Origin of the sequence: Cedecea neteri (genome assembly GCF_000758325.1) — a bacterium.
Lineage (GTDB): Bacteria > Pseudomonadota > Gammaproteobacteria > Enterobacterales > Enterobacteriaceae > Cedecea > Cedecea neteri_B.
In genome coordinates this window covers 637,579-657,890 of sequence record NZ_CP009459.1, presented here as the reverse complement: position 1 = coordinate 657,890, position 20,312 = coordinate 637,579, and the positions used below count along the sequence as shown (strand labels likewise).

Annotated in this window: 16 protein-coding genes; 13 read left to right on the top strand and 3 right to left on the bottom strand. The window is 55.1% G+C overall.

The features are described 5' to 3' along the window. Nucleotides 1-63: 63 nt before the first annotated feature. Entirely contained in the window at nucleotides 64-1,038 is a 975-nt protein-coding gene (locus LH86_RS03085; RefSeq protein WP_039298240.1) for an MDR family oxidoreductase, read from the bottom strand. Between the two features lie 207 nt (nucleotides 1,039-1,245). On the opposite strand from LH86_RS03085, the gene csrD reads away from it, so the two are divergent. From csrD to tldD, 8 genes are all read left to right on the top strand, one after another. Beyond that, nucleotides 1,246-3,186, top strand: a complete 1,941-nt coding sequence (csrD, locus tag LH86_RS03080; RefSeq protein ID WP_039298237.1) for an RNase E specificity factor CsrD — start codon at nucleotides 1,246-1,248, stop codon at nucleotides 3,184-3,186. A 306-nt stretch (nucleotides 3,187-3,492) separates the two neighbouring features. Further along, nucleotides 3,493-4,536 (top strand): rod shape-determining protein MreB, encoded by a 1,044-nt coding sequence (gene mreB / locus LH86_RS03075; RefSeq protein WP_000913396.1) that lies wholly within the window; start codon nucleotides 3,493-3,495, stop codon nucleotides 4,534-4,536. Nucleotides 4,537-4,599: 63 nt separating this feature from the next. Next, nucleotides 4,600-5,586 carry a rod shape-determining protein MreC gene (mreC, locus tag LH86_RS03070; protein WP_008454901.1) on the top strand — a complete coding sequence of 329 codons (987 nt, stop codon included), beginning with the start codon at nucleotides 4,600-4,602 and terminating at the stop codon, nucleotides 5,584-5,586. Then, complete coding sequence (mreD, locus tag LH86_RS03065) at nucleotides 5,586-6,074, top strand: rod shape-determining protein MreD (protein WP_039288215.1); 489 nt, start codon at nucleotides 5,586-5,588, stop codon at nucleotides 6,072-6,074. The genes mreC and mreD overlap by 1 nt, the downstream gene beginning before the upstream one ends. Before the next feature lie 9 nt (nucleotides 6,075-6,083). Continuing rightward, nucleotides 6,084-6,677: a Maf family protein gene (locus LH86_RS03060; RefSeq protein WP_039298235.1), complete on the top strand. Its 594-nt coding sequence runs from the start codon at nucleotides 6,084-6,086 to the stop codon at nucleotides 6,675-6,677. Continuing rightward, nucleotides 6,667-8,136, top strand: a complete 1,470-nt coding sequence (rng, locus tag LH86_RS03055; protein WP_039288211.1) for a ribonuclease G — start codon at nucleotides 6,667-6,669, stop codon at nucleotides 8,134-8,136. Before LH86_RS03060 ends, rng begins: the two co-directional genes overlap by 11 nt. A gap of 206 nt (nucleotides 8,137-8,342) precedes the next feature. After that, the gene (gene yhdP / locus LH86_RS03050) at nucleotides 8,343-12,155 is read left to right on the top strand and encodes an AsmA2 domain-containing protein YhdP (RefSeq protein ID WP_039298233.1); all 3,813 of its coding nucleotides are present in this window, start codon (nucleotides 8,343-8,345) and stop codon (nucleotides 12,153-12,155) included. Nucleotides 12,156-12,241: 86 nt separating this feature from the next. Then, the gene (gene tldD, locus LH86_RS03045) at nucleotides 12,242-13,687 is read left to right on the top strand and encodes a metalloprotease TldD (protein ID WP_039298231.1); all 1,446 of its coding nucleotides are present in this window, start codon (nucleotides 12,242-12,244) and stop codon (nucleotides 13,685-13,687) included. A gap of 17 nt (nucleotides 13,688-13,704) precedes the next feature. On the opposite strand, the gene aaeR is transcribed toward tldD, so the two are convergent. Continuing rightward, nucleotides 13,705-14,652 carry an HTH-type transcriptional activator AaeR gene (aaeR, locus tag LH86_RS03040; RefSeq protein ID WP_039298229.1) on the bottom strand — a complete coding sequence of 316 codons (948 nt, stop codon included), beginning with the start codon at nucleotides 14,650-14,652 and terminating at the stop codon, nucleotides 13,705-13,707. A gap of 177 nt (nucleotides 14,653-14,829) precedes the next feature. On the opposite strand from aaeR, the gene aaeX reads away from it, so the two are divergent. The 5 genes from aaeX (at nucleotide 14,830) to LH86_RS03015 (ending at nucleotide 19,935) form a co-directional block, all read left to right on the top strand. Then, nucleotides 14,830-15,033 carry a p-hydroxybenzoic acid efflux pump operon protein AaeX gene (gene aaeX, locus LH86_RS03035; RefSeq protein ID WP_008454892.1) on the top strand — a complete coding sequence of 68 codons (204 nt, stop codon included), beginning with the start codon at nucleotides 14,830-14,832 and terminating at the stop codon, nucleotides 15,031-15,033. A 7-nt stretch (nucleotides 15,034-15,040) separates the two neighbouring features. Next, complete coding sequence (gene aaeA, locus LH86_RS03030) at nucleotides 15,041-15,973, top strand: p-hydroxybenzoic acid efflux pump subunit AaeA (RefSeq protein ID WP_039298227.1); 933 nt, start codon at nucleotides 15,041-15,043, stop codon at nucleotides 15,971-15,973. A 10-nt stretch (nucleotides 15,974-15,983) separates the two neighbouring features. After that, nucleotides 15,984-17,945, top strand: coding sequence for a p-hydroxybenzoic acid efflux pump subunit AaeB (gene aaeB / locus LH86_RS03025; RefSeq protein ID WP_039298224.1), 1,962 nt, complete (start codon nucleotides 15,984-15,986; stop codon nucleotides 17,943-17,945). Between the two features lie 227 nt (nucleotides 17,946-18,172). Continuing rightward, nucleotides 18,173-19,627, top strand: coding sequence for an NAD-dependent succinate-semialdehyde dehydrogenase (locus LH86_RS03020; protein ID WP_039298222.1), 1,455 nt, complete (start codon nucleotides 18,173-18,175; stop codon nucleotides 19,625-19,627). Nucleotides 19,628-19,662: 35 nt separating this feature from the next. Beyond that, the gene (locus LH86_RS03015) at nucleotides 19,663-19,935 is read left to right on the top strand and encodes a barstar family protein (protein WP_039288194.1); all 273 of its coding nucleotides are present in this window, start codon (nucleotides 19,663-19,665) and stop codon (nucleotides 19,933-19,935) included. Between the two features lie 71 nt (nucleotides 19,936-20,006). Here the strand turns inward: LH86_RS03015 and yhcN are convergent, their stop codons facing one another. Continuing rightward, nucleotides 20,007-20,273: a peroxide/acid stress response protein YhcN gene (gene yhcN / locus LH86_RS03010; protein WP_039298220.1), complete on the bottom strand. Its 267-nt coding sequence runs from the start codon at nucleotides 20,271-20,273 to the stop codon at nucleotides 20,007-20,009. Nucleotides 20,274-20,312 lie beyond the last annotated feature (39 nt).

Here is a 20,312-nt window from a genome sequence, read left to right as displayed (position 1 = left end):
CGGCGAATATGTCACGAAAAATTGAAATTTGAGGAGCGACAGGGCGTCGCTCCTCTGGGAGGTTTAACGCACTTTTACCAGGGTTCTGCCCTGAGCGGCATTATTAATGATGTCGCTGGCGTACTTCGCCGCTTCTGACAGGCCGATTTCGGTCGTTGCTTGCTGGTAGAAGGCATCCGGCAAATCTTTCACCAGACGTGCCCAGGCGGCCGTGCGGCGCTCCGGCGGCGTCATAACGGAATCCACACCCTGCAGGCGAACATTACGCAGAATAAACGGCATTACGGTGGTTGGCAGCGCGAAGCCACCGGCTAAGCCACAGGCCGCCACGCAGCCGCCGTAGTTCATCTGCGCCAGAACTTTCGCCAGCACTTTATCGCCGACGGTATCAATGGCGCCGGCCCAGAGCTGTTTTTCAAGCGGACGGGTTTCAGCGAACTCATCGCGGCCAAGAATGCGGTCGGCACCGAGGCTGCGCAGGTAATCATGCGTACTTTCACGGCCGGATACGGCGGCCACTTTATAGCCCAGTTTGTGTAGCAGCGAAATAGCTGTGCTACCCACGCCGCCGCTTGCGCCAGTGACGACGATTTCGCCGCTTTCTGGCGTCACGCCTGCGTCTTCAAGCGCCATCACGCAGAGCATCGCGGTAAAGCCAGCCGTGCCGATAATCATCGCCTTGCGTGCGTCTAAACCTTCGGGCATAGCAACCAGCCAGTCACCTTTCACCCGCGCGGCTTCCGCCAGGCCGCCCCAATGGTTTTCTCCAACGCCCCAGCCGGTGAGCAGCACTGCCTGGCCAGGCTGAAAGCGAGCGTCTTCGCTGGTGAGCACTTTGCCCGCAAAATCGATGCCCGGTACCATCGGGAAATTACGGATGATTTTGCCTTTACCGGTGATGGCCAGCGCATCTTTGTAATTCAGGCTGGAGTAATTAATCTCCACGGTGACGTTGCCTTCTGGCAGCGCGTCGTGGTCGATCGTTTTTACCGCGGCCAGGGTTTGGCCTTCGGACTGTTCCAGGATTAATGCCTGCATGGGCGTTCCTCGGTCGGTAGCAATGGGAAAAAAATCTTAGCAGACTATACTCCGATACTGATGTGAAGAGCCGACCTGACGCAATAAATGCTCAGAAATTCCCGAGGGGTTTCGTTTGCCTGGGCTCGACCTTTGCTATTTAATGCTTCCTCGTTTGGGGCCCATGATGAGTGTGGTTAATTTTCACTAACCGGAGTTAGCACAGGGATGCGATTAACGACGAAACTTTCAGCCTTTATTACCCTCTTAACCGGGCTTGCGATTTTCGTTACGCTCGTTGGGTGCCTGCTAAGTTTCTATAACTCTGTTCACGATAAAACTCAGCAGCGCATTATGGCTGTTGTCACCATCATTGATAACCAGCTTGTCTCACGCTCGCCTCAGGATCTTGTGGATCACTTTAGCGAGCTGATGATACCGGTGGACATCACCGAAATTCGCCTGATGGCGGATAAAACCTACCTCTTCCAGCATGTTTTACCCGAAGGCTATCGTCCTGTAGGGACGCAATATACATACCGCACTATTAACGTCGCGTTGATGAAGCACCCTGGTATGACGCTGCGGCTGACTTATCTCGATCCGATCGCTGTCTACTATCACGCCATGTTTACCACGACGCCGTTGACTGCAGCGGTCGCTTTTATGCTGGTGATACTCTTCCTGGCCGGGCGCTGGCTAAGACGCCAGCTTTCCGGGCAAGAGCTGCTGGAAATCAGAGCCGGAAAAATCATTAGTGGGGAACGAGGGGCAGAAGTCCGTGGTTCGGTGCATGAATGGCCGCCGCTGGTGAGTAGCGCGATGGATACCCTACTTTCCGATCTGCAAAGCGCCAGCGAGCAGCGAAGCCGCGTGGATACCTTGATCCGGGCATTTGCCGCCCAGGACATTAAAACCGGCCTCAATAACCGTTTGTTCTTTGATAACCAACTGGCCACGCTGCTGGAAGGTCAGGAGCAGGTCGGCGCTCACGGCGTGGTGATGATGATTCGCCTGCCTGATTTTGAGCTATTAAAAGAGACCTGGGGCAATGGCCCGGTTGAAGAATACTTATTCACTTTGGTTAACCTGCTTTCTACCTTTGTAATGCGCTATCCTGGCGCTTTATTAGCTCGCTATTTCCGCAGTGATTTCGCAGTATTGCTGCCGCACCGCACGCTGAAAGAAGCGGATGGTATTGCCAGCCAACTGCTGAATTCCGTAGATGCGCTCCCGTCAACTCGCATGGTTGATCGCAGCGATATGCTGCACATCGGCATTTGCGCGTGGCGCAGCGGGCAAACAAAAGAGCAGGTCATGGAGCACGCGGAAATCGCGACCCGCAATGCCGCTTTCCAGGGGGCCAACAGCTGGTCCGTCTACGACGACAAGCTCCCGGAACAGGGCAGGGGCAACGTGAAATGGCGCACTTTGCTTGAGCAGGTACTCAAACAGGGCGGCCCGCGCTTTTATCAGAAACCAGCGGTTGATAAGCATGGGGTGGTTCACCACCGTGAAATCATGTGCCGAATCTTCGACGGCGAGCAAGAGGTTTTGTCGGCAGAATATATGCCGATGGTCAGGCAGTTTGGTTTATCTGAACAATATGACCGGCAGATAGTGTCCCGGCTGTTGCCGCTGCTAAACTTCTGGCCGGAAGAAACCCTTGCCATTCAAATCACCGTCGACTCGCTGATCCGCGCCCCTTTCCAGCGTTGGCTGCGTGATTCACTGATGCAGTGCGAAAAATCGAAGCGAGCACGGATTATTTTTGAACTTGCTGAGGCAGATGTCTGTCAACACATCAGCCGATTACAACATGTTGTAAGGTTAATCACTGCGTTAGGGGCAAGGGTTGTGATTATCCAGGCGGGATTAACGGTCGTCAGCACAACTTATATAAAAGAGCTGGATGTGGAGTTAATTAAGCTGCATCCGGGTCTGGTCAGAAACATCGGCAAGCGTACCGAAAACCAGCTTTTTGTGAAGAGCCTGGTTGAAGCCTGTAACGGGACGCGAATCCATGTTTTTGCCACAGGAGTGAGGACCCGCGGCGAGTGGCAGACGCTGATTGATAACGGGGTTGCGGGGGCGCAGGGCGATTTTATCGCCGCATCTCAGCCGCTTGACAGTAATGTGAAAAAATATTCACAAAGATATTCGGTTTAACCTGCCGTTTGCCATTATTTCACGTAGAATAACGCGCGCTGCATCTCAAGGGGGCTAGTCAGCCTGCCGGCCAGATTGTCGCAGCCGTTATGAACCGGTTTGCTGCTGTTAGCTGTTCGTTTATTCTACCGCGTTTGCCGCATTTCTGAACGCCATGTAGGAAGACGTTTCAAAAGTGTTACAGCCGTAGTGAACTGCACTATTTTTCACCGTTGCAGAACATTTTTGCGCCTTGTCGCTGTAGCGTGTGGTTGGTAAAGTAAGCGGATTTTGTATCCGCCCCAGCTTTCAGGATTATCCCTTAGTATGTTGAAAAAATTTCGTGGCATGTTTTCCAATGACCTGTCCATTGACCTGGGTACTGCGAATACCCTGATTTATGTGAAAGGACAAGGCATCGTACTGAATGAGCCCTCCGTTGTGGCCATTCGCCAGGACCGCGCCGGCTCGCCAAAAAGCGTTGCGGCCGTAGGTCATGATGCTAAACAGATGCTGGGCCGTACCCCGGGCAACATCGCGGCTATCCGTCCGATGAAAGACGGCGTTATCGCTGACTTCTTCGTGACCGAGAAAATGCTGCAGCACTTTATCAAACAGGTTCACAGCAACAGCTTCATGCGCCCAAGCCCGCGCGTGCTGGTTTGTGTACCGGTAGGTGCTACCCAGGTTGAACGCCGTGCGATTCGTGAATCCGCACAGGGTGCAGGCGCTCGCGAAGTGTTCCTGATTGAAGAACCTATGGCTGCGGCAATTGGCGCAGGCCTGCCGGTATCCGAAGCAACCGGCTCTATGGTTGTGGATATCGGTGGCGGTACCACCGAAGTCGCCGTTATCTCCCTGAATGGCGTGGTTTACTCCTCTTCCGTACGTATCGGCGGTGACCGCTTCGATGAAGCTATCATTAACTATGTGCGCCGTAACTACGGTTCACTGATTGGTGAAGCGACCGCAGAACGTATCAAACACGAAATCGGTTCTGCCTACCCGGGCGATGAAGTGCGTGAGATCGAAGTTCGCGGCCGTAACCTGGCTGAAGGTGTGCCGCGTGGCTTCACCCTGAACTCTAACGAAATCCTCGAAGCACTGCAGGAGCCGCTGACCGGTATTGTTAGCGCGGTGATGGTTGCGCTGGAACAGTGCCCGCCAGAGCTGGCATCCGATATCTCCGAGCGCGGTATGGTTCTGACCGGCGGTGGCGCATTGCTGCGTAACCTCGATCGCCTGCTGATGGAAGAGACGGGTATCCCGGTAGTAGTTGCAGAAGATCCACTGACCTGTGTTGCCCGCGGCGGCGGCAAGGCACTGGAAATGATCGACATGCACGGCGGCGACTTGTTTAGCGAAGAGTAACAGCCACAGGCCAGGGGGAGCTTTTGCTGCCCCTGTTTGCTGGTTTGGGAATACGCATAGCCTATGAAGCCAATTTTTAGCCGTGGCCCGTCGCTACAGATTCGCCTTATTCTGGCGGTGCTGGTGGCGCTTGGTGTCATTATCGCCGACAGCCGCCTCGGTATGTTCAGTCAGATTCGAACATACATGGATACAGCCGTCAGTCCTTTCTATTTTGTCTCTAATGGTCCCCGTGAATTACTCGACAGCGTGTCTCAAACGCTGGCTTCGCGCGACCAGCTTGAACTTGAAAATCGGGTTCTGCGTCAGGAGTTAATCCTGAAAAACAGTGAATTGCTGATGCTGGGTCAATACCGGCAGGAGAACGCGCGCCTGCGCGAGCTGCTCGGTTCCCCGCTGCGTCAGGATGAGCAAAAAATGGTGACCCAGGTCATCTCCACCGTTAACGATCCGTACAGCGATCAGGTGGTGATCGACAAGGGCAGCGTGAACGGCGTTTACGAAGGTCAGCCGGTTATCAGCGATAAAGGCGTTGTCGGCCAGGTTGTCGCGGTCGCTAAGCTGACCAGTCGGGTGCTGCTGATTTGCGATGCCACCCACGCGCTGCCGATTCAGGTATTGCGTAACGATATTCGCGTGATCGCCGCCGGTAACGGCTGCACGGACGATCTGCAGCTGGAGCATCTGCCAGCTAATACCGATATTCGTGTCGGCGATGTGCTGGTGACTTCTGGTCTTGGCGGCCGCTTCCCTGAAGGCTATCCGGTTGGCGTGGTGTCATCCGTTAAGCTGGATACTCAGCGCGCCTATACCGTGATTCAGGCTCGTCCTACCGCTGGTCTGCAGCGTCTGCGCTATCTGCTGCTGTTGTGGGGCGCGGACAAAAACGGGTCGTCGCCAATGCCGCCTGAGGAAGTCCACCGCGTGGCCAATGAGCGCCTGATGCAGATGATGCCTCAGGTTCTGCCGCCGCCGGGTTCAATGGGCCCTCCAGCGCCGGTCCCTGCGCCAGCAACCGGTATCACACAGCCTGCTACGGGAGCACAGTAGTGGGAAGTTATCGCAGCCAGGGCCGGTGGGTTATCTGGCTTTCATTTTTGATTGCCCTGCTGCTGCAGGTGATGCCCTGGCCGGATGATCTCAAATTCTATCGGCCGGATTGGGTATTGTTGATTCTGCTTTACTGGATTTTAGCCCTGCCGCACCGCGTGAATGTCGGGACGGGTTTAATCGTAGGCGCCATACTTGATTTGATTAGCGGCTCCACGCTTGGCGTACGCGCTCTATCATTAAGTATTGTGGCTTACCTGGTGGCGCTGAAATACCAGCTGTTCCGTAACCTCGCCCTTTGGCAGCAGGCGCTGGTTGTCATGCTGCTCTCTCTGGTCACAGACATCATTGTTTTCTGGTCAGAATTTTTAGTGATCAACGTCTCTTTCAGACCGGAAGTGTTCTGGAGTAGTGTAGTTAACGGTATCCTGTGGCCCTGGATTTTCCTGTTAATGCGCAAAGTTCGCCAGCAATTCGCTGTGCAATAAAAGGTAAACATGACTACGTTGTATCTGGCATCCGGTTCGCCTCGCCGTCAGGAACTTCTGACCCTGCTGGGCATTTCTTTTGAACGCCTCGTGCCTGGCATTGAAGAACAGCGGCAGCCGCACGAAAGCGCGGAGCAGTATGTTCGCCGTCTGGCGCGTGAAAAAGCGCAGGTCGGGGTGGCGATGGCCGCCGAAGATTTGCCTGTACTGGGTGCGGATACCATCGTTATCTTTAACGGCGAAGTGCTGGAAAAACCACGGGATACTGAGCATGCCGCACAGATGCTGCGTCTGCTCTCAGGCAATCAGCATCAGGTGATGACTGCAGTTGCTGTCGCTGACGCCAGTCAGGTACTGGAAGCGCTGGTGGTGACCGACGTGACGTTCCGCCGCTTATCCGAACAGGATATTGCCGACTATATTGCCAGCGGTGAACCTATGGACAAAGCCGGAGCTTACGGCATTCAGGGGCTTGGTGGCTGTTTCGTTAAAAGGATTAATGGCAGTTATCATGCAGTGGTGGGACTACCGCTGGTGGAAACTGGTGAGTTGCTGAGCAATTTTCACGCGCTGCGTGACGGACGAGGAAAAGATGACGGCTGAACTATTAGTCAACGTTACCCCATCAGAGACGCGGGTGGCCTATATTGACGGTGGCATACTGCAAGAAATTCATATTGAGCGCGAAGCGCGCCGCGGAATAGTAGGGAATATCTACAAAGGTCGCGTTAGCCGGGTGTTGCCTGGAATGCAGGCGGCGTTTGTAGATATTGGCCTGGACAAGGCGGCATTCCTTCATGCTTCTGACATTATGCCGCACACCGAGTGTGTCGCGGGTGAGGAGCAAAAGAACTTTAGCGTGCGTGACATCGCCGAACTGGTTCGCCAGGGGCAGGATTTAATGGTGCAGGTGGTCAAAGATCCGCTGGGCACTAAAGGCGCACGCCTGACCACCGACATCACGTTGCCTTCCCGTTACCTCGTTTTCATGCCTGGCGCTTCGCACGTGGGCGTATCCCAACGTATTGAAAGTGAAGCCGAGCGTGACCGCCTGAAGCGTATCGTGAATGAGTATTGCGATGAGCATGGTGGCTTTATTATTCGTACTGCTGCGGAAGGCGTCTGCGAAGAAGATTTAGCCTCTGATGCAGCTTACCTGAAGCGCGTATGGACCAAGGTCAGCGAGCGTAAAAAACGCAATCAAACCCGCTACCAGATGTACGGTGAGCTGGCGCTGGCCCAGCGCGTATTGCGTGATTTTGCCGACGCGGCGCTGGACAGAATTCGCGTTGATTCCCGCCTGACTTACGAAATGCTGCTGGAATTTACCGCCGAGTACATGCCGGAGATGACCAGTAAAATCGAGCATTACAGTGGCCGACAGCCGATTTTCGATCTCTACGACGTTGAGAATGAAATTCAACGTGCGCTGGAGCGTAAGGTGGAACTGAAGTCCGGCGGCTATCTGGTGATTGATCAGACCGAAGCGATGACCACGGTGGATATTAATACCGGCGCGTTCGTGGGCCATCGCAATCTCGACGACACAATTTTTAATACAAATATCGAAGCGACTCAGGCCATCGCGCGCCAGCTCCGGTTACGTAACCTGGGCGGCATTATCATCATCGATTTTATCGATATGAGTAATGAAGATCACCGCCGCCGCGTGCTGCATTCTCTCGAGCAGGCGCTGAGTAAAGATCGCGTGAAGACCAGCATTAATGGCTTCTCCCAGCTCGGTCTGGTCGAAATGACCCGTAAGCGCACGCGCGAAAGCGTAGAGCATGTGCTGTGCAACGAATGCCCGACCTGCCACGGTCGCGGTACGGTAAAGACGGTAGAAACGGTCTGCTACGAAATTATGCGTGAAATCGTTCGTGTGCATCATGCCTACGATTCCGACCGTTTCCTGGTCTATGCTTCTCCTGCGGTGGGTGAAGCGTTGAAAAGCGAAGAGTCTCACGCGCTGGCTGAAGTAGAAATCTTTGTGGGTAAACAGGTCAAAGTTCAGATTGAACCGCTCTACAATCAGGAGCAGTTCGACGTCGTGATGATGTAAATGCGTGGATGCGCATTACAGACGACTGACAAACCTCTGGTGATAGAAGAAATACCAGACCATTAGGCAAAAAAAACAGGAAAATCAATTCATTGATTTTCGGCTGATAACCACAAAGAGGGAAAAACCACGCTTTTTCCCTCTTTGTCAGCAGCCTCAAATGCGCGGATGCGCATTTTGCCCGTAAGGCTGACAAGGAGAGAAAGGTGAGGCGACTGCCCGGCATTCTGCTGCTCACAGGCGTAACGTTGGTTGTTATCGTCGCGCTACTGGTGAGTGGCCTGCGGCTCGTTTTGCCGCACCTGGATGCCTGGCGGCCTGCGCTGCTGGATAAAATTGAAGCCGCCACCGGCGTGCCGGTGGAAGCCAGTAATTTACAGGCAAGCTGGGAGAATTTTGGCCCCACGCTTGATGTTCGCGATGTTAAGGCCGGCCTCAAAGATGGTGGCACGCTAAGTATCAAACGCGTGACGCTGGCGCTGGATGTCTGGCAAAGCCTGCTGCACGCTCGCTGGCAGTTTCGCGATCTGACCTTCTATCAGCTGCAAATGCGCACCAACACGCCGCTCAGCCAGAACGGCGGTGATGGCACGCTGGAAGCAGACAAAATCAGCGATCTCTTCCTTCGTCAGTTCGATCACTTCGATCTCCGCGACAGTTCCCTTAGCTTCCTGACGCTCTCCGGCCAGCGGGCCGAACTTTCTATTCCTCAGCTTACCTGGCTTAACGGTAAAAACCGCCATCGTGCGGAAGGCCAGGTCAGCCTGTCCAGCTTTAACGGCCAGCACGGCGTGGCCAACGTTCGTATGGATCTGCGGGATGAAAACGGGATTCTGAACAACGGCAAGGTCTGGCTGCAGGCGGATGACGTAGACGTTAAGCCCTGGCTGGGCCGCTGGATGGAAGACAATGTCGACCTGAAAAGTGCCCGTTTTAGCCTCGAAGCCTGGATGGACGTGAAAGAGGGCGATATCAGCGGCGGCAGCATCTGGCTGAAAAAAGGCGGGGCAAGCTGGCCAGGCACTGACAGCGTGACGCACTCGCTTTCGGTCGATAACCTGACGGCGCAGGTCAGCCGGGAGAAATCCAGCTGGCAACTCTCTATCCCTTCCACCAATATCACGCTGGATGATCAGGCCTGGCCGAAAGGTTCTCTCACCGTGGCCTGGATAGCGCCGCAGGACGTGAGTGGAAAACAAAGTCAGCGCAGCGATGAACTGCGCGTGCGCGCCAGCAATATGGAACTGGATCGGTTTAATGGCTTGTTGCCAATTGCTGCCAAAATTTCGCCGCAGCTGGGGGATATCTGGACTTCGCTGCAGCCTCAGGGCCACATTGACGTGCTGGCGCTGGACATTCCGCTCCAGCAAACCGACCTGACTCGTATGCAGGCCCGGTGGAAAGACGTGAGCTGGAAACAGTGGAAGCTGTTGCCTGGCGCGGAGCACTTCTCAGGATCGGTGACCGGTAGCGTCGCAAACGGGCAGCTTAATGCCGAAATGGCCGATGCCAAAATGCCTTATGAAACCGTCTTCCGCGCGCCGCTTGAGATTGAGAAAGGCGTTGCAACGCTCGCCTGGCAGAAAAACGCAGAGGGTTTCCAGTTAGACGGCAAGAACATTGACGTCAAGGCTCGCTCCGTTTGGGCACGCGGCGACTTCCGCTACTTCCAGCCCGCCAGCGGCGATCCGTGGCTGGGGATTCTGGCGGGCATTAGCACCGATAACGGGGCGGACGCCTGGCGCTACTTCCCGGAAAACCTGATGGGTAAAGAGCTGACGGATTATCTCAGCTCGGCGATTCAGGGTGGCCAGGCCGATAACGCCACGCTGGTGTACGGCGGCAACCCGCATCTTTTCCCCTACGAGCACAACGAAGGCCAGTTTGAGGTATACGTCCCGCTTCATAACGCGAAATTTGCTTTCCAGCCGGACTGGCCTGCGCTGGAAAACCTCGATATCACGCTCGATTTCATCAATAACGGGCTGTGGATGAACAGCAAGGCGGTCAAACTGGGTGGCGTCACGGCCAGTAACCTGACGGCGAATATCCCCGATTATGCCAAAGAAAAGCTGCTGATAGACGCCGACATCAATGGCCCAGGCAATGCGGTCGGGCCTTATTTCAAAGATACGCCGCTGGATGATTCCCTGGCCGCCGCGCTGGATGAACTCCAGATTGGCGGCGATGTGAATGCCCGCTTACATCTGAATATTCCGCTAACCGGCGAAATGACGACGGCCAAAGGCGATGTGCGGCTGAACAACAACACGCTGTTGATCAAACCGCTGGGCAGCACGCTGCATAATCTGAGCGGCAAATTCAGCTTTACCAATGGCGACCTGCAAAGTGAAGCGATGAGTGCGAGCTGGTTTAATCAGCCGGTGAACCTGAACTTCAACACCAAAACCGGTGATAAGGACTACCAGATTGGCGTGAACCTGAGTGGCGACTGGCAGCCCAATAAAACCGGTGTTCTACCGAAGCAGGTCAACGATGCGCTTAGCGGAAATATTACGTGGAAAGGCGACGTGGGCATTACGCTGCCTTATCACGGCAGCGCCAACTACAAGGTAAATCTGGCGGGTGATCTGACGAATGTGAGCAGTCACTTACCTGCGCCAGTGGACAAAAAATCCGGGGCAGCGCTGCCGCTGAATATCGCCGTTAAGGGCGATTTAAAGAGCTTCGATCTCACCGGGAATGCGGGTGCGCTCAATCACTTCTCCAGCCGCTGGCTGCTGAATAAGAAACTTACCCTCGACCGGGCTATTTGGGCAACAGACAGTAAAACCGTTCCCCCTCTGCCAGAGCAGCCGGGCGTGGAGCTCGATCTCCCTGCAATGGACGGCGCCCAGTGGCTGGCGCTCTTCAGCGAAGGTGCCGCGGACAGCGTGGGGGGATCTGCCGTCTTCCCATCCGCTGTGACACTGCGGACGCCGGCATTAACGCTGGCGGGTCAGCAATGGCATAACCTGAGCCTGGTTTCTCGCCCGGTGTTGAATGGCACGCAGGTTGAGGCTCAGGGGCGTGAAATTAATGCCTCGCTGAGCATGAAAAACAACGCGCCCTGGCAGGCCAACGTTAAGTATCTGTATTTCAACCCGAACTGGAGTGTTCTCCCTAGTGGTGCAAACGGAACGGAGGCTCTGCAGGTCCCGGAAAGCGGCGATACGATCAATTTCCGTGGCTGGCCAAATGTGCAGTTGCGCTGCGCGGAATGCTGGCTGTGGGGGCAGAAATATGGCCGTATCGATGGGGATGTGACGATCAATGGCGACACGCTGCAGCTGGCTAATGGGTTGATTGATACTGGCTTTGCGCGCCTCACCGCCGACGGTGAATGGGTGAATAAGCCAGGCAGCGAACGTACTTCCCTTAAAGGCAAGCTGAAGGGCGATAAGCTCGACGCGGCCGCGAACTTCTTTGGGGTGAAAACGCCGCTCCAGGGCTCTTCTTTCGATGTTGATTATGATCTGCACTGGCGCGCGGTGCCCTGGAAGCCGGATGAAGCTTCGTTGAACGGCATTCTGCATACCAAGCTAGGGAAAGGGCAAATTACCGACGTCAGCACGGGCCATGCGGGCCAGCTTCTGCGTCTCGTCAGCTTTGACGCGCTGCTTCGTAAACTCCGTTTCGATTTTAGCGATACCTTTGGCAGCGGCTTCTACTACGACTCTATTCGCAGCACCGCCTGGATAAAAGATGGCGTATTGCATACTGACGACACGCTGGTTGACGGGCTGGAGGCGGATATCGCGATGAAAGGTTCGGTGGACTTAGTCCGTCGCGAGCTGAATATGGAAGCGGTCGTTGCCCCTGAAATCTCCGCGACGGTGGGCGTGGCTACTGCTTTTGCGGTTAACCCGATAATCGGTGCCGCGGTGTTTGCCGCCAGTAAAGTGCTTGGCCCGCTGTGGAGCAAAATCTCGGTGCTGCGCTACAGCATTACCGGCCCGGTAGATAAACCGAAAATTGATGAAGTGCTGCGGCAGCCGCGCACCAGCGAAGCTCACTGATTTGACGTTAGCGGTTAATTGCCGCAAGCTCCATAAATAAACCATTCCTCGCCGAACGGGCGATAAGCAATAAGAGTAGCGAAACGATGAGTCTTAACCTGGTAAGTGAGCAGTTGCTGTCTGCGAATGGCTTAACCCATCAAGATCTGTTTTCCATCCTCGGGCAGCTGTCCGAGCGCCGTCTCGACTACGGCGATCTCTATTTTCAGTCCAGCTATCATGAATCCTGGGTGCTGGAAGACCGCATTATTAAAGACGGTTCATGGAATATCGATCAGGGCGTTGGCGTTCGTGCGGTGAGCGGTGAGAAAACCGGGTTTGCCTATGCCGATCAAATTACACTGCAGGCGCTGGAGCAAAGCGCTCATGCGGCTCGCAGCATCGTTCGTGAGCAGGGCGACGGGCGAGCCCGTACGCTGGGTAACGTTCCGCACAGTGCGCTTTATACCAGCGCCGATCCGCTGACCAGTATGACGCGTGAAGAGAAGCTCGACATCCTGAGACGCGTGGACAGCGTTGCGCGTGCGGCAGACGCCCGCGTGCAGGAAGTTAGCGCCAGCCTGACCGGCGTATATGAATTGATCCTGGTTGCGGCCACTGACGGTACGCTGGCGGCAGATGTTCGCCCTCTGGTGCGTCTGTCTGTTAGCGTTCAGGTTGAGGAAGACGGCAAGCGCGAGCGCGGTGCGAGCGGCGGCGGCGGTCGTTTTGGCTATGAGTATTTCCTGGAGAATGTGAACGGCGAAGTGCGGGCTGATGCATGGGCGAAAGAAGCCGTGCGTATGGCGATGGTGAATTTGTCCGCCGTGGCGGCCCCTGCAGGCATGCTGCCTGTTGTATTAGGCGCAGGCTGGCCTGGCGTGCTGCTGCACGAAGCTGTTGGTCACGGTCTGGAAGGTGATTTTAACCGCCGCGGTACTTCGGTCTTTAGCGGCCAGATGGGTCAGCTGGTGGCATCCGAACTTTGTACCGTGGTAGATGATGGCACGATGGCTAACCGTCGTGGTTCCGTCTCTATTGATGATGAAGGCGTGCCGGGTCAGTACAACGTGCTGATCGAAAACGGCATTCTTAAAGGCTATATGCAGGACAAGCTCAATGCTCGCCTGATGGGCGTGGCGCCTACCGGTAACGGTCGCCGCGAGTCCTATGCCCACCTGCCGATGCCGCGTATGACCAATACCTACATGCTGGCTGGGAAATCCACGCCGCAAGAGATTATCGAGTCCGTGGATTACGGTATCTTTGCACCAAACTTCGGCGGTGGTCAGGTAGACATCACCTCCGGCAAGTTTGTGTTCTCCACCTCGGAAGCCTACCTGATTGAAAAAGGGAAGGTGACTAAGGCGGTGAAAGGCGCCACGCTGATTGGGTCCGGCATCGAAACCATGCAGCAAATTTCGATGGTCGGGAACGATCTGGCGCTGGATAATGGCGTCGGCGTCTGCGGTAAAGAAGGCCAAAGCCTGCCGGTTGGCGTCGGCCAGCCAACCCTGAAGGTCGATAACCTGACCGTGGGCGGCACTGCCTGAGTTTATATGAGGCCGGACTAGTTCCGGCCCGTTTGTTTTGCCTTCCCGTTCCTGCCCTGCACGCCCTGATAAAGCTCCGCAACCTTCACAAAATAGTTCGTCAGATAGTTAATACACACCTGCACCTTCAGCGGAAGTTTGTCTTTTTCGGTATACAGCGCGTACACCGGGCGGGGATCGGACTGATAGCGCGGGAACAGGATCTCCAGTTGCCCGCTATTGATCTCGTCGATCACCCACATCAGCGGCGCATAGCCAATACCCGCGCCGGCTTTAAGCCAGCGGCTGAGCGTCATCGGATCGTTGGTCACAAAGCGGCCCTGCGGCAGCAGGCGGGTCGAGATTCCTTCAGGCGCAATCAGCTCAAATTCGTTATCCGGCCGGATGCTGTATTCCAGCCATGAATGGTTAGCCAAATCAGCCGGTTTTTCAGGTGTGCCGTGAATTTGCAGATAGCTTTTGGCGGCACAAACCACCATTGGCATTGACCCAAGTCTGCGGGAAAACAGGCTCGAATCCTGCAAAGCGCCGACGCGAATGACCAAATCAAGCCCATCGGCAATCAGGTCAGGCGCCGGTATGCCGGTGACCAGATTGACGGTCAGGCCGGGATGTTCACGCAGCATTTCGGCGGTCATGTCGGCGAGAACATTCTGTGCCATAGTTGAAGAGCTGCCGATGCGCAGCGTGCCGATAGGCGTGTTGTTAAAGGCGTAAAGCTGCTCGTGGACTTCCTGGGCTTCGTGCAGCATTTTGCGGCAGCCCTGATAATAAATTTTGCCCGCTTCGGTCAGGCCAATGCTGCGGGTGCTGCGGTTGAGCAGCTTAACCTGCAGTTCATCTTCCAGTTTGGACACGATCTGGCTGATGGAAGAGACGCTCATTTGTAGCTGCCTTGCGGCAGCGGTGTAGGAGCCAAGTTCAACGACTTTGGCAAACACCGACATACGTTTCAGTCGTTCCATTGTTCACTCTGAGTGAAAAGTGATTTAGATCACACATTATAGATAACAGGGTAACAGTTACGTTAATATATTATTATTAACATAACTCATACCGCACGCTCGCCCGCCTTTTCTGGCCTCTCCGTCGCGGTTTACCGTCGAGTTATGTATCGCCTGCATTATCTTATCAAGGTTAAAATGAGTCTATTTCCGGTTATCGTAATATTCGGTCTTTCCTTTCCGCCGATATTCTTCGAATTAATTCTGTCGCTCGCCGCGTTCTGGCTGGCGCGTCGGCTGCTGACCCCAACCGGCATCTATGATTTTGTCTGGCACCCTGCATTATTCAATACAGCGCTCTATTGCTGCCTTTTTTATCTGATTTCGCGTTTGTTCGTTTGAGGTTGATGTGAAAATACTAACAAGAAACATAACCCGTACCGCTATCACGCTTTTACTGGTGCTGCTGGCCTTCATCGCTATCTTCCGCGCGTGGGTGTTTTACACCGAATCCCCGTGGACACGAGACGCGCGTTTCACCGCCGACGTTGTTGCCATTGCGCCGGACGTGTCCGGGCTTATCACCAGCGTGAACGTTCAGGACAACCAACTGGTGAAGAAAGACCAGGTGCTGTTCACCATCGACCAGCCGCGCTATCAGAAAGCGCTCGAGCAGGCCGAAGCAGACGTAGCTTATTACCAGGCGCTGTCTTCCGAAAAGCGCCGTGAAGCCGGGCGGCGTAACTCCCTTGGCATTCAGGCCATGTCGCGCGAAGAGATTGATCAGTCCAACAACTCGCTGCAAACCGTTCTTCATCAGTTAGATAAAGCCCAGGCGACGCGCGATCTGGCCAAACTCGATCTGCAGCGCACGGTCATTCGTGCCCCAGCCGACGGCTGGGTAACTAATCTTAACGTGCACACCGGGGAATTTATTAACCGTGGCTCGACGTCCGTAGCGCTGGTGAAACAGAATTCGTTCTACATTCTGGCCTACATGGAAGAGACCAAGCTGGAGGGGATTCGCCCAGGTTATCGCGTACAGATCACGCCGCTCGGCAGTAACCGCATACTGCGCGGCAGCGTCGACAGCATCTCTGCCGGGGTGACGAACGCCAGCAGTACCAGCGATTCAAAAGGCATGGCAACGGTCGACTCCAACCTTGAGTGGGTGCGCCTTGCTCAGCGTGTGCCGGTCAGAATCCGCCTTGATGAACAGATGGGGAACCTGTATCCCGCCGGGACAACGGCCACCGTCGTTGTGACGGGAGAAAAAGACCGCAAAGCGGAGAATGACTCAGCCTTTATTAAGCTGATGCATCGTCTGCGCGAGTTCGGTTAAGCAGGCCGCTATGTATAACATTTCCAGGTTGCACGTCCGCTTTGCGATTAAGCTCGCTTTCGCCATTGTGTTGGCGGTGTTTGTCGGTTTTCACTTTGAGCTGGAAACGCCGCGCTGGGCCGTGCTGACTGCTGCGATTGTGGCCGCCGGCCCCGCCTTTGCCGCTGGAGGAGAGCCCTATTCCGGGGCCATACGCTATCGCGGAATGCTGCGCATTATCGGAACGTTTATCGGCTGTGCAGCCGCGCTGGTAATCATTATCACGCTGATCCGTGCCCCGGTTGTCATGCTGCTGGTGTGCTGTATCTGGGCCGGATTCTGTACCTGGATATCTTCGCTTGTTCGCGTCGAAAACTCCTATGCGTGGGGCCTGGCGGGCTACACTGCGCTGATTATCGTGGTCACTATTCAGGTGGCTCCGCTGACTACGCCGCAGTTTGCCGTTGAACGCTGTAGCGAAATCGTTATCGGGATTGTGTGTGCCATCGTCGCCGACCTGCTATTTTCTCCGCGTTCCATCAAGCAGGAGATTGACCGGGAACTGGATAACCTGCTGGTGGATCAATACCGCCTGATGCAGCTTTGCGTTGCCCACGGCGACAAAGAAGAGGTGGATAAAGCCTGGAGTGGGCTGGTGCGTAAAGTCACTGCGCTGAACGGCATGCGCGCCAACCTGAATATGGAGTCCGCCCGCTGGGCGAAGGCCAACCGCCGCCTGAAAGCGATCAACACACTTTCGCTGACGCTGATCACCCAGGCCTGCGAAACCTTCCTGATTCAAAACACCCGGCCTGAGTACGTCACGCCAGAATTCCGCCAGCTTTTTGCCGCCGACGTAGAAACCGCCGACGATGTTTATAAACGGATGAAAGTGTTGCGCAGGGCGATTTCCGTGATGGGCGAAAAGGCTACGCCGATAACTATCGGCTCCTGGGTTTCCGCTTCGACCCGCTACCTGTTGTTGAAGCGCGGGTTTATTGGTAATAGCCGCGTGAGCGCGGTTGAAGAAGAAGTGCTGAACGGCGAAGCGGTGGTGAAGGTGGAATCCGCCGAGGGCCACCACGCGATGATTAACTTCTGGCGCACGACGATTTCCTGCGTGCTTGGAAGCCTGTTCTGGCTGTGGACCGGCTGGACTTCCGGCAGCGGCGCAATGGTGATGATTGCGGTGGTGACGGCGTTGGCAATGCGCCTGCCGAATCCGCGCATGGTTTCGCTCGACTTCCTGTATGGCATGCTGGTGGCGCTGCCGCTGGGGGCGTTCTATTTCCTTGTGGTGCTGCCGTCCACGCAGCAGAGTATGCTGCTGCTGTGTATTAGCCTTGCCCTGCTGGGCTTCTTTATGGGCATTGAGGTACAGAAGCGGCGGCTGGGTTCTATGGGCGCGCTGGCCGGGACGATAAACATCATCGTGCTGGATAACCCGATGACTTTCCATTTCAGCAGCTTCCTCGACAGCGCGCTGGGGCAGATCGTCGGCTGTTTCCTGGCCATGATGGTGATCCTGCTGATCCGGGACAATTCGAAAGAGCGCACGGGCCGCACGCTGCTTAACCAGTTTGTCTCCGCTGCGGTATCGGCGCTGACGACCAATAATGCTCGCCGGAAAGAGAACCACCTTCCGGCGCTGTATCAGCAGCTGTTTTTACTGCTCAACATGTTCCCAGGCGACATAGATCGTTATCGCCTTGCGCTGACGCTTATCATCGCGCATCAACGCCTGCGCGATGCGCCGATCCCGGTCAATGACGATCTCTCTGCCTTCCACCGGCAACTGCGCAAAACGGCGGATAAGGTGATTTCTGCCAGCAGTGATGATAAGCGAGAACGCTATTACGAAAGACTTTTAGGCGAGCTTGAAATCTATCAAGAGAAGCTTCGCCTGTGGGAAGCGCCGCGGCAGGTCACCGAGCCGGTGAAACGGCTGGCGGACATTTTACACCGCTACCGGCATACGCTGATTAACGCCTGAGCCCAACCTTAGCCGTCTAAAGCCCCTGACGATAGAAGCAATATCAGCTAGCACGTTTAAACAAAAAGGAAAATCAATGCGTTGATTTTCGGCTGATAATTACAAAGAGGGAAAAACCACGCTTTTTCCCTCTTTGTCAGCAACTTTGAGCCGACGCCTGCGTCGGCTTTTTTCTATCTATACTTAACTGCGGTCCATGGGATGAACACTTATGAACAGGAGCTATTATGACGAATCAGACACTCCCGCAAAGTGAGCTCTTTAAAACCGGCTATCTGGTCGCAGGCAAGTGGCATTCGCTCGAAGACACTTTTGATGTGCTGAATCCTGCTACGGGAGAAAGAGTAGCGAAAGTGGCCAGGGCGGGTAAACGAGAAACTGAAGCCGCGATTGAAGCCGCCAGCAATGCTTTCCCCGCCTGGCGGGCGAAAACCGCCAAACAGCGATCTGAAATTCTCTACCGTTGGTTTGAACTGATGCTGGCGAACAAAAGCTGGCTCGCCCATTTAATGACCCTTGAGCAGGGGAAGCCGCTCAAAGAGGCTGAGGGTGAAGTAAATTACGCCGCGAGTTTCATTCAGTGGTTCGCTGAACAGGCCAAACGCGCCAACGGCGAGATCATTCCTCCGGTTAAGCCCGGCTCTCGCATTCTGGCCACGCGTGAACCTGTCGGCGTAGTCGCGGCAATCACGCCGTGGAATTTCCCCATGGCGATGCTGACCCGAAAGCTCGGGCCCGCTTTGGCCGCGGGATGTACTGGAGTGATAAAGCCCGCGAATAACACGCCGCTTTCCGCTTTTGCTTTGCTGGAGCTGGCGAAGCAGGCTGGTATGCCGGACGGAGTATTGAACGCCGTGGCCGGGAAAACCCAGGAAATTAGCGATGCCATTATGGCCAGCCATCAGGTGCGCAAAATATCCTTCACCGGTTCAACGGCGGTGGGTAAAACGCTGATGCGTAACGCCGCAGAAACGATGAAAAAAGTGTCGATGGAGCTGGGTGGTAATGCGCCTTATATCGTGTTCGATGATGCAGATATCGACGCGGCAGTAAAAGGTGCCATTGCTAACAAATTCCGTAATGCCGGCCAGGTCTGCGTCAGCGTTAACCGCTTCTTCATCCAGCAAAATGTGTACGACAGTTTTGTGAATAAGCTTGCTGCAGAGGTCGAAAAGCTGAAGGTAGGCAACGGCCTGGAAGAGGGCGTGATTGTCGGACCGCTGATTGAGCAATCTGCGGTCGATAAAGTGCGCGAGCATGTTGATGACGCGCTGGCGAAAGGCGGGAAAGCGCTTGTCGGCGGCAAGCCCCATGAACTGGGAGGCAATTTCTGGCAGCCCACCGTCATCATTGACGCTAGTGATGATATGAAGCTGGCCGGGGAAGAGACGTTTGGCCCCCTTGCGGCCTGCTTCCGCTTTGAAACGGAAGAAGAGGTCATCGAAAGAGCCAACAATACGCCATTTGGGCTGGCAGCCTATTTCTATACCCAGAATTTACAGCGCGTTTTCCGCGTCTCGCAGGCTCTGGAAAGCGGCATGGTTGGCATCAACGAATGCGCTGTCTCCACGGAACTGGGGCCCTTCGGTGGCGTGAAAGAGTCGGGGCTAGGGCGTGAAGGCTCAGTGCTGGGGCTGGATGAGTTCCTGGAAGTGAAAACGCTACATATCGGCGGGCTTTAGCTCAGCGCCTGCTTAAAAGAGTCAGGACGGCAGCGATGAAAAAATTTACTTTTGATTTTAACCACATCGACGACAACCTGGCTTTCTATCGCCAGTTTGCGGAGCAACTCGCGCTACGCAAAGAGCAGGTTCACGATCTGGATAGCCTGTGGGACGTGGTCACGGCATCAATGTTACCGCTGCCCGTGGAGATCGAGTTTGCGCATTTGCCGGAGAGCAAACGGCGCAGGTTCGGCGCGCTCATTCTGCTTTTTGACGAGGCAGAAGAAGAACTGGAAGGCCAGCTCCGCTTTAACATTCACGGCTAGCGCTTGATCGGCGGCCATAAAAAAGCCCCCGGCGAGCGGGGGCAAAGTCGTAGGACAAGTACGACGAGGGTTTATTTGTACAGCTCTGCGGTTGCGTGCCAGTTATCACCGGTACGGGCTTCAATCACGCGGTAAGCAGAGGCACCTTGTTCTGTGGCTTTCTGGGACAATTCCTGACGCATATCCATTGGCGCACTGCCGACCTGGCTTACAGAAATGGACCCCATGGATTGCAGGCCTTGAGCTTGTTCGCTGTTGATCTGGTGTGCGGCTGCGTTAGCGCCTAAAGAGATAACGGACAGCAGGCTCAGTGCGGCGATAGTTAATTTGGTTTTCATAGTCTTTACTCCTGAAGGTTTAACGTGGCGGCCGGAAGG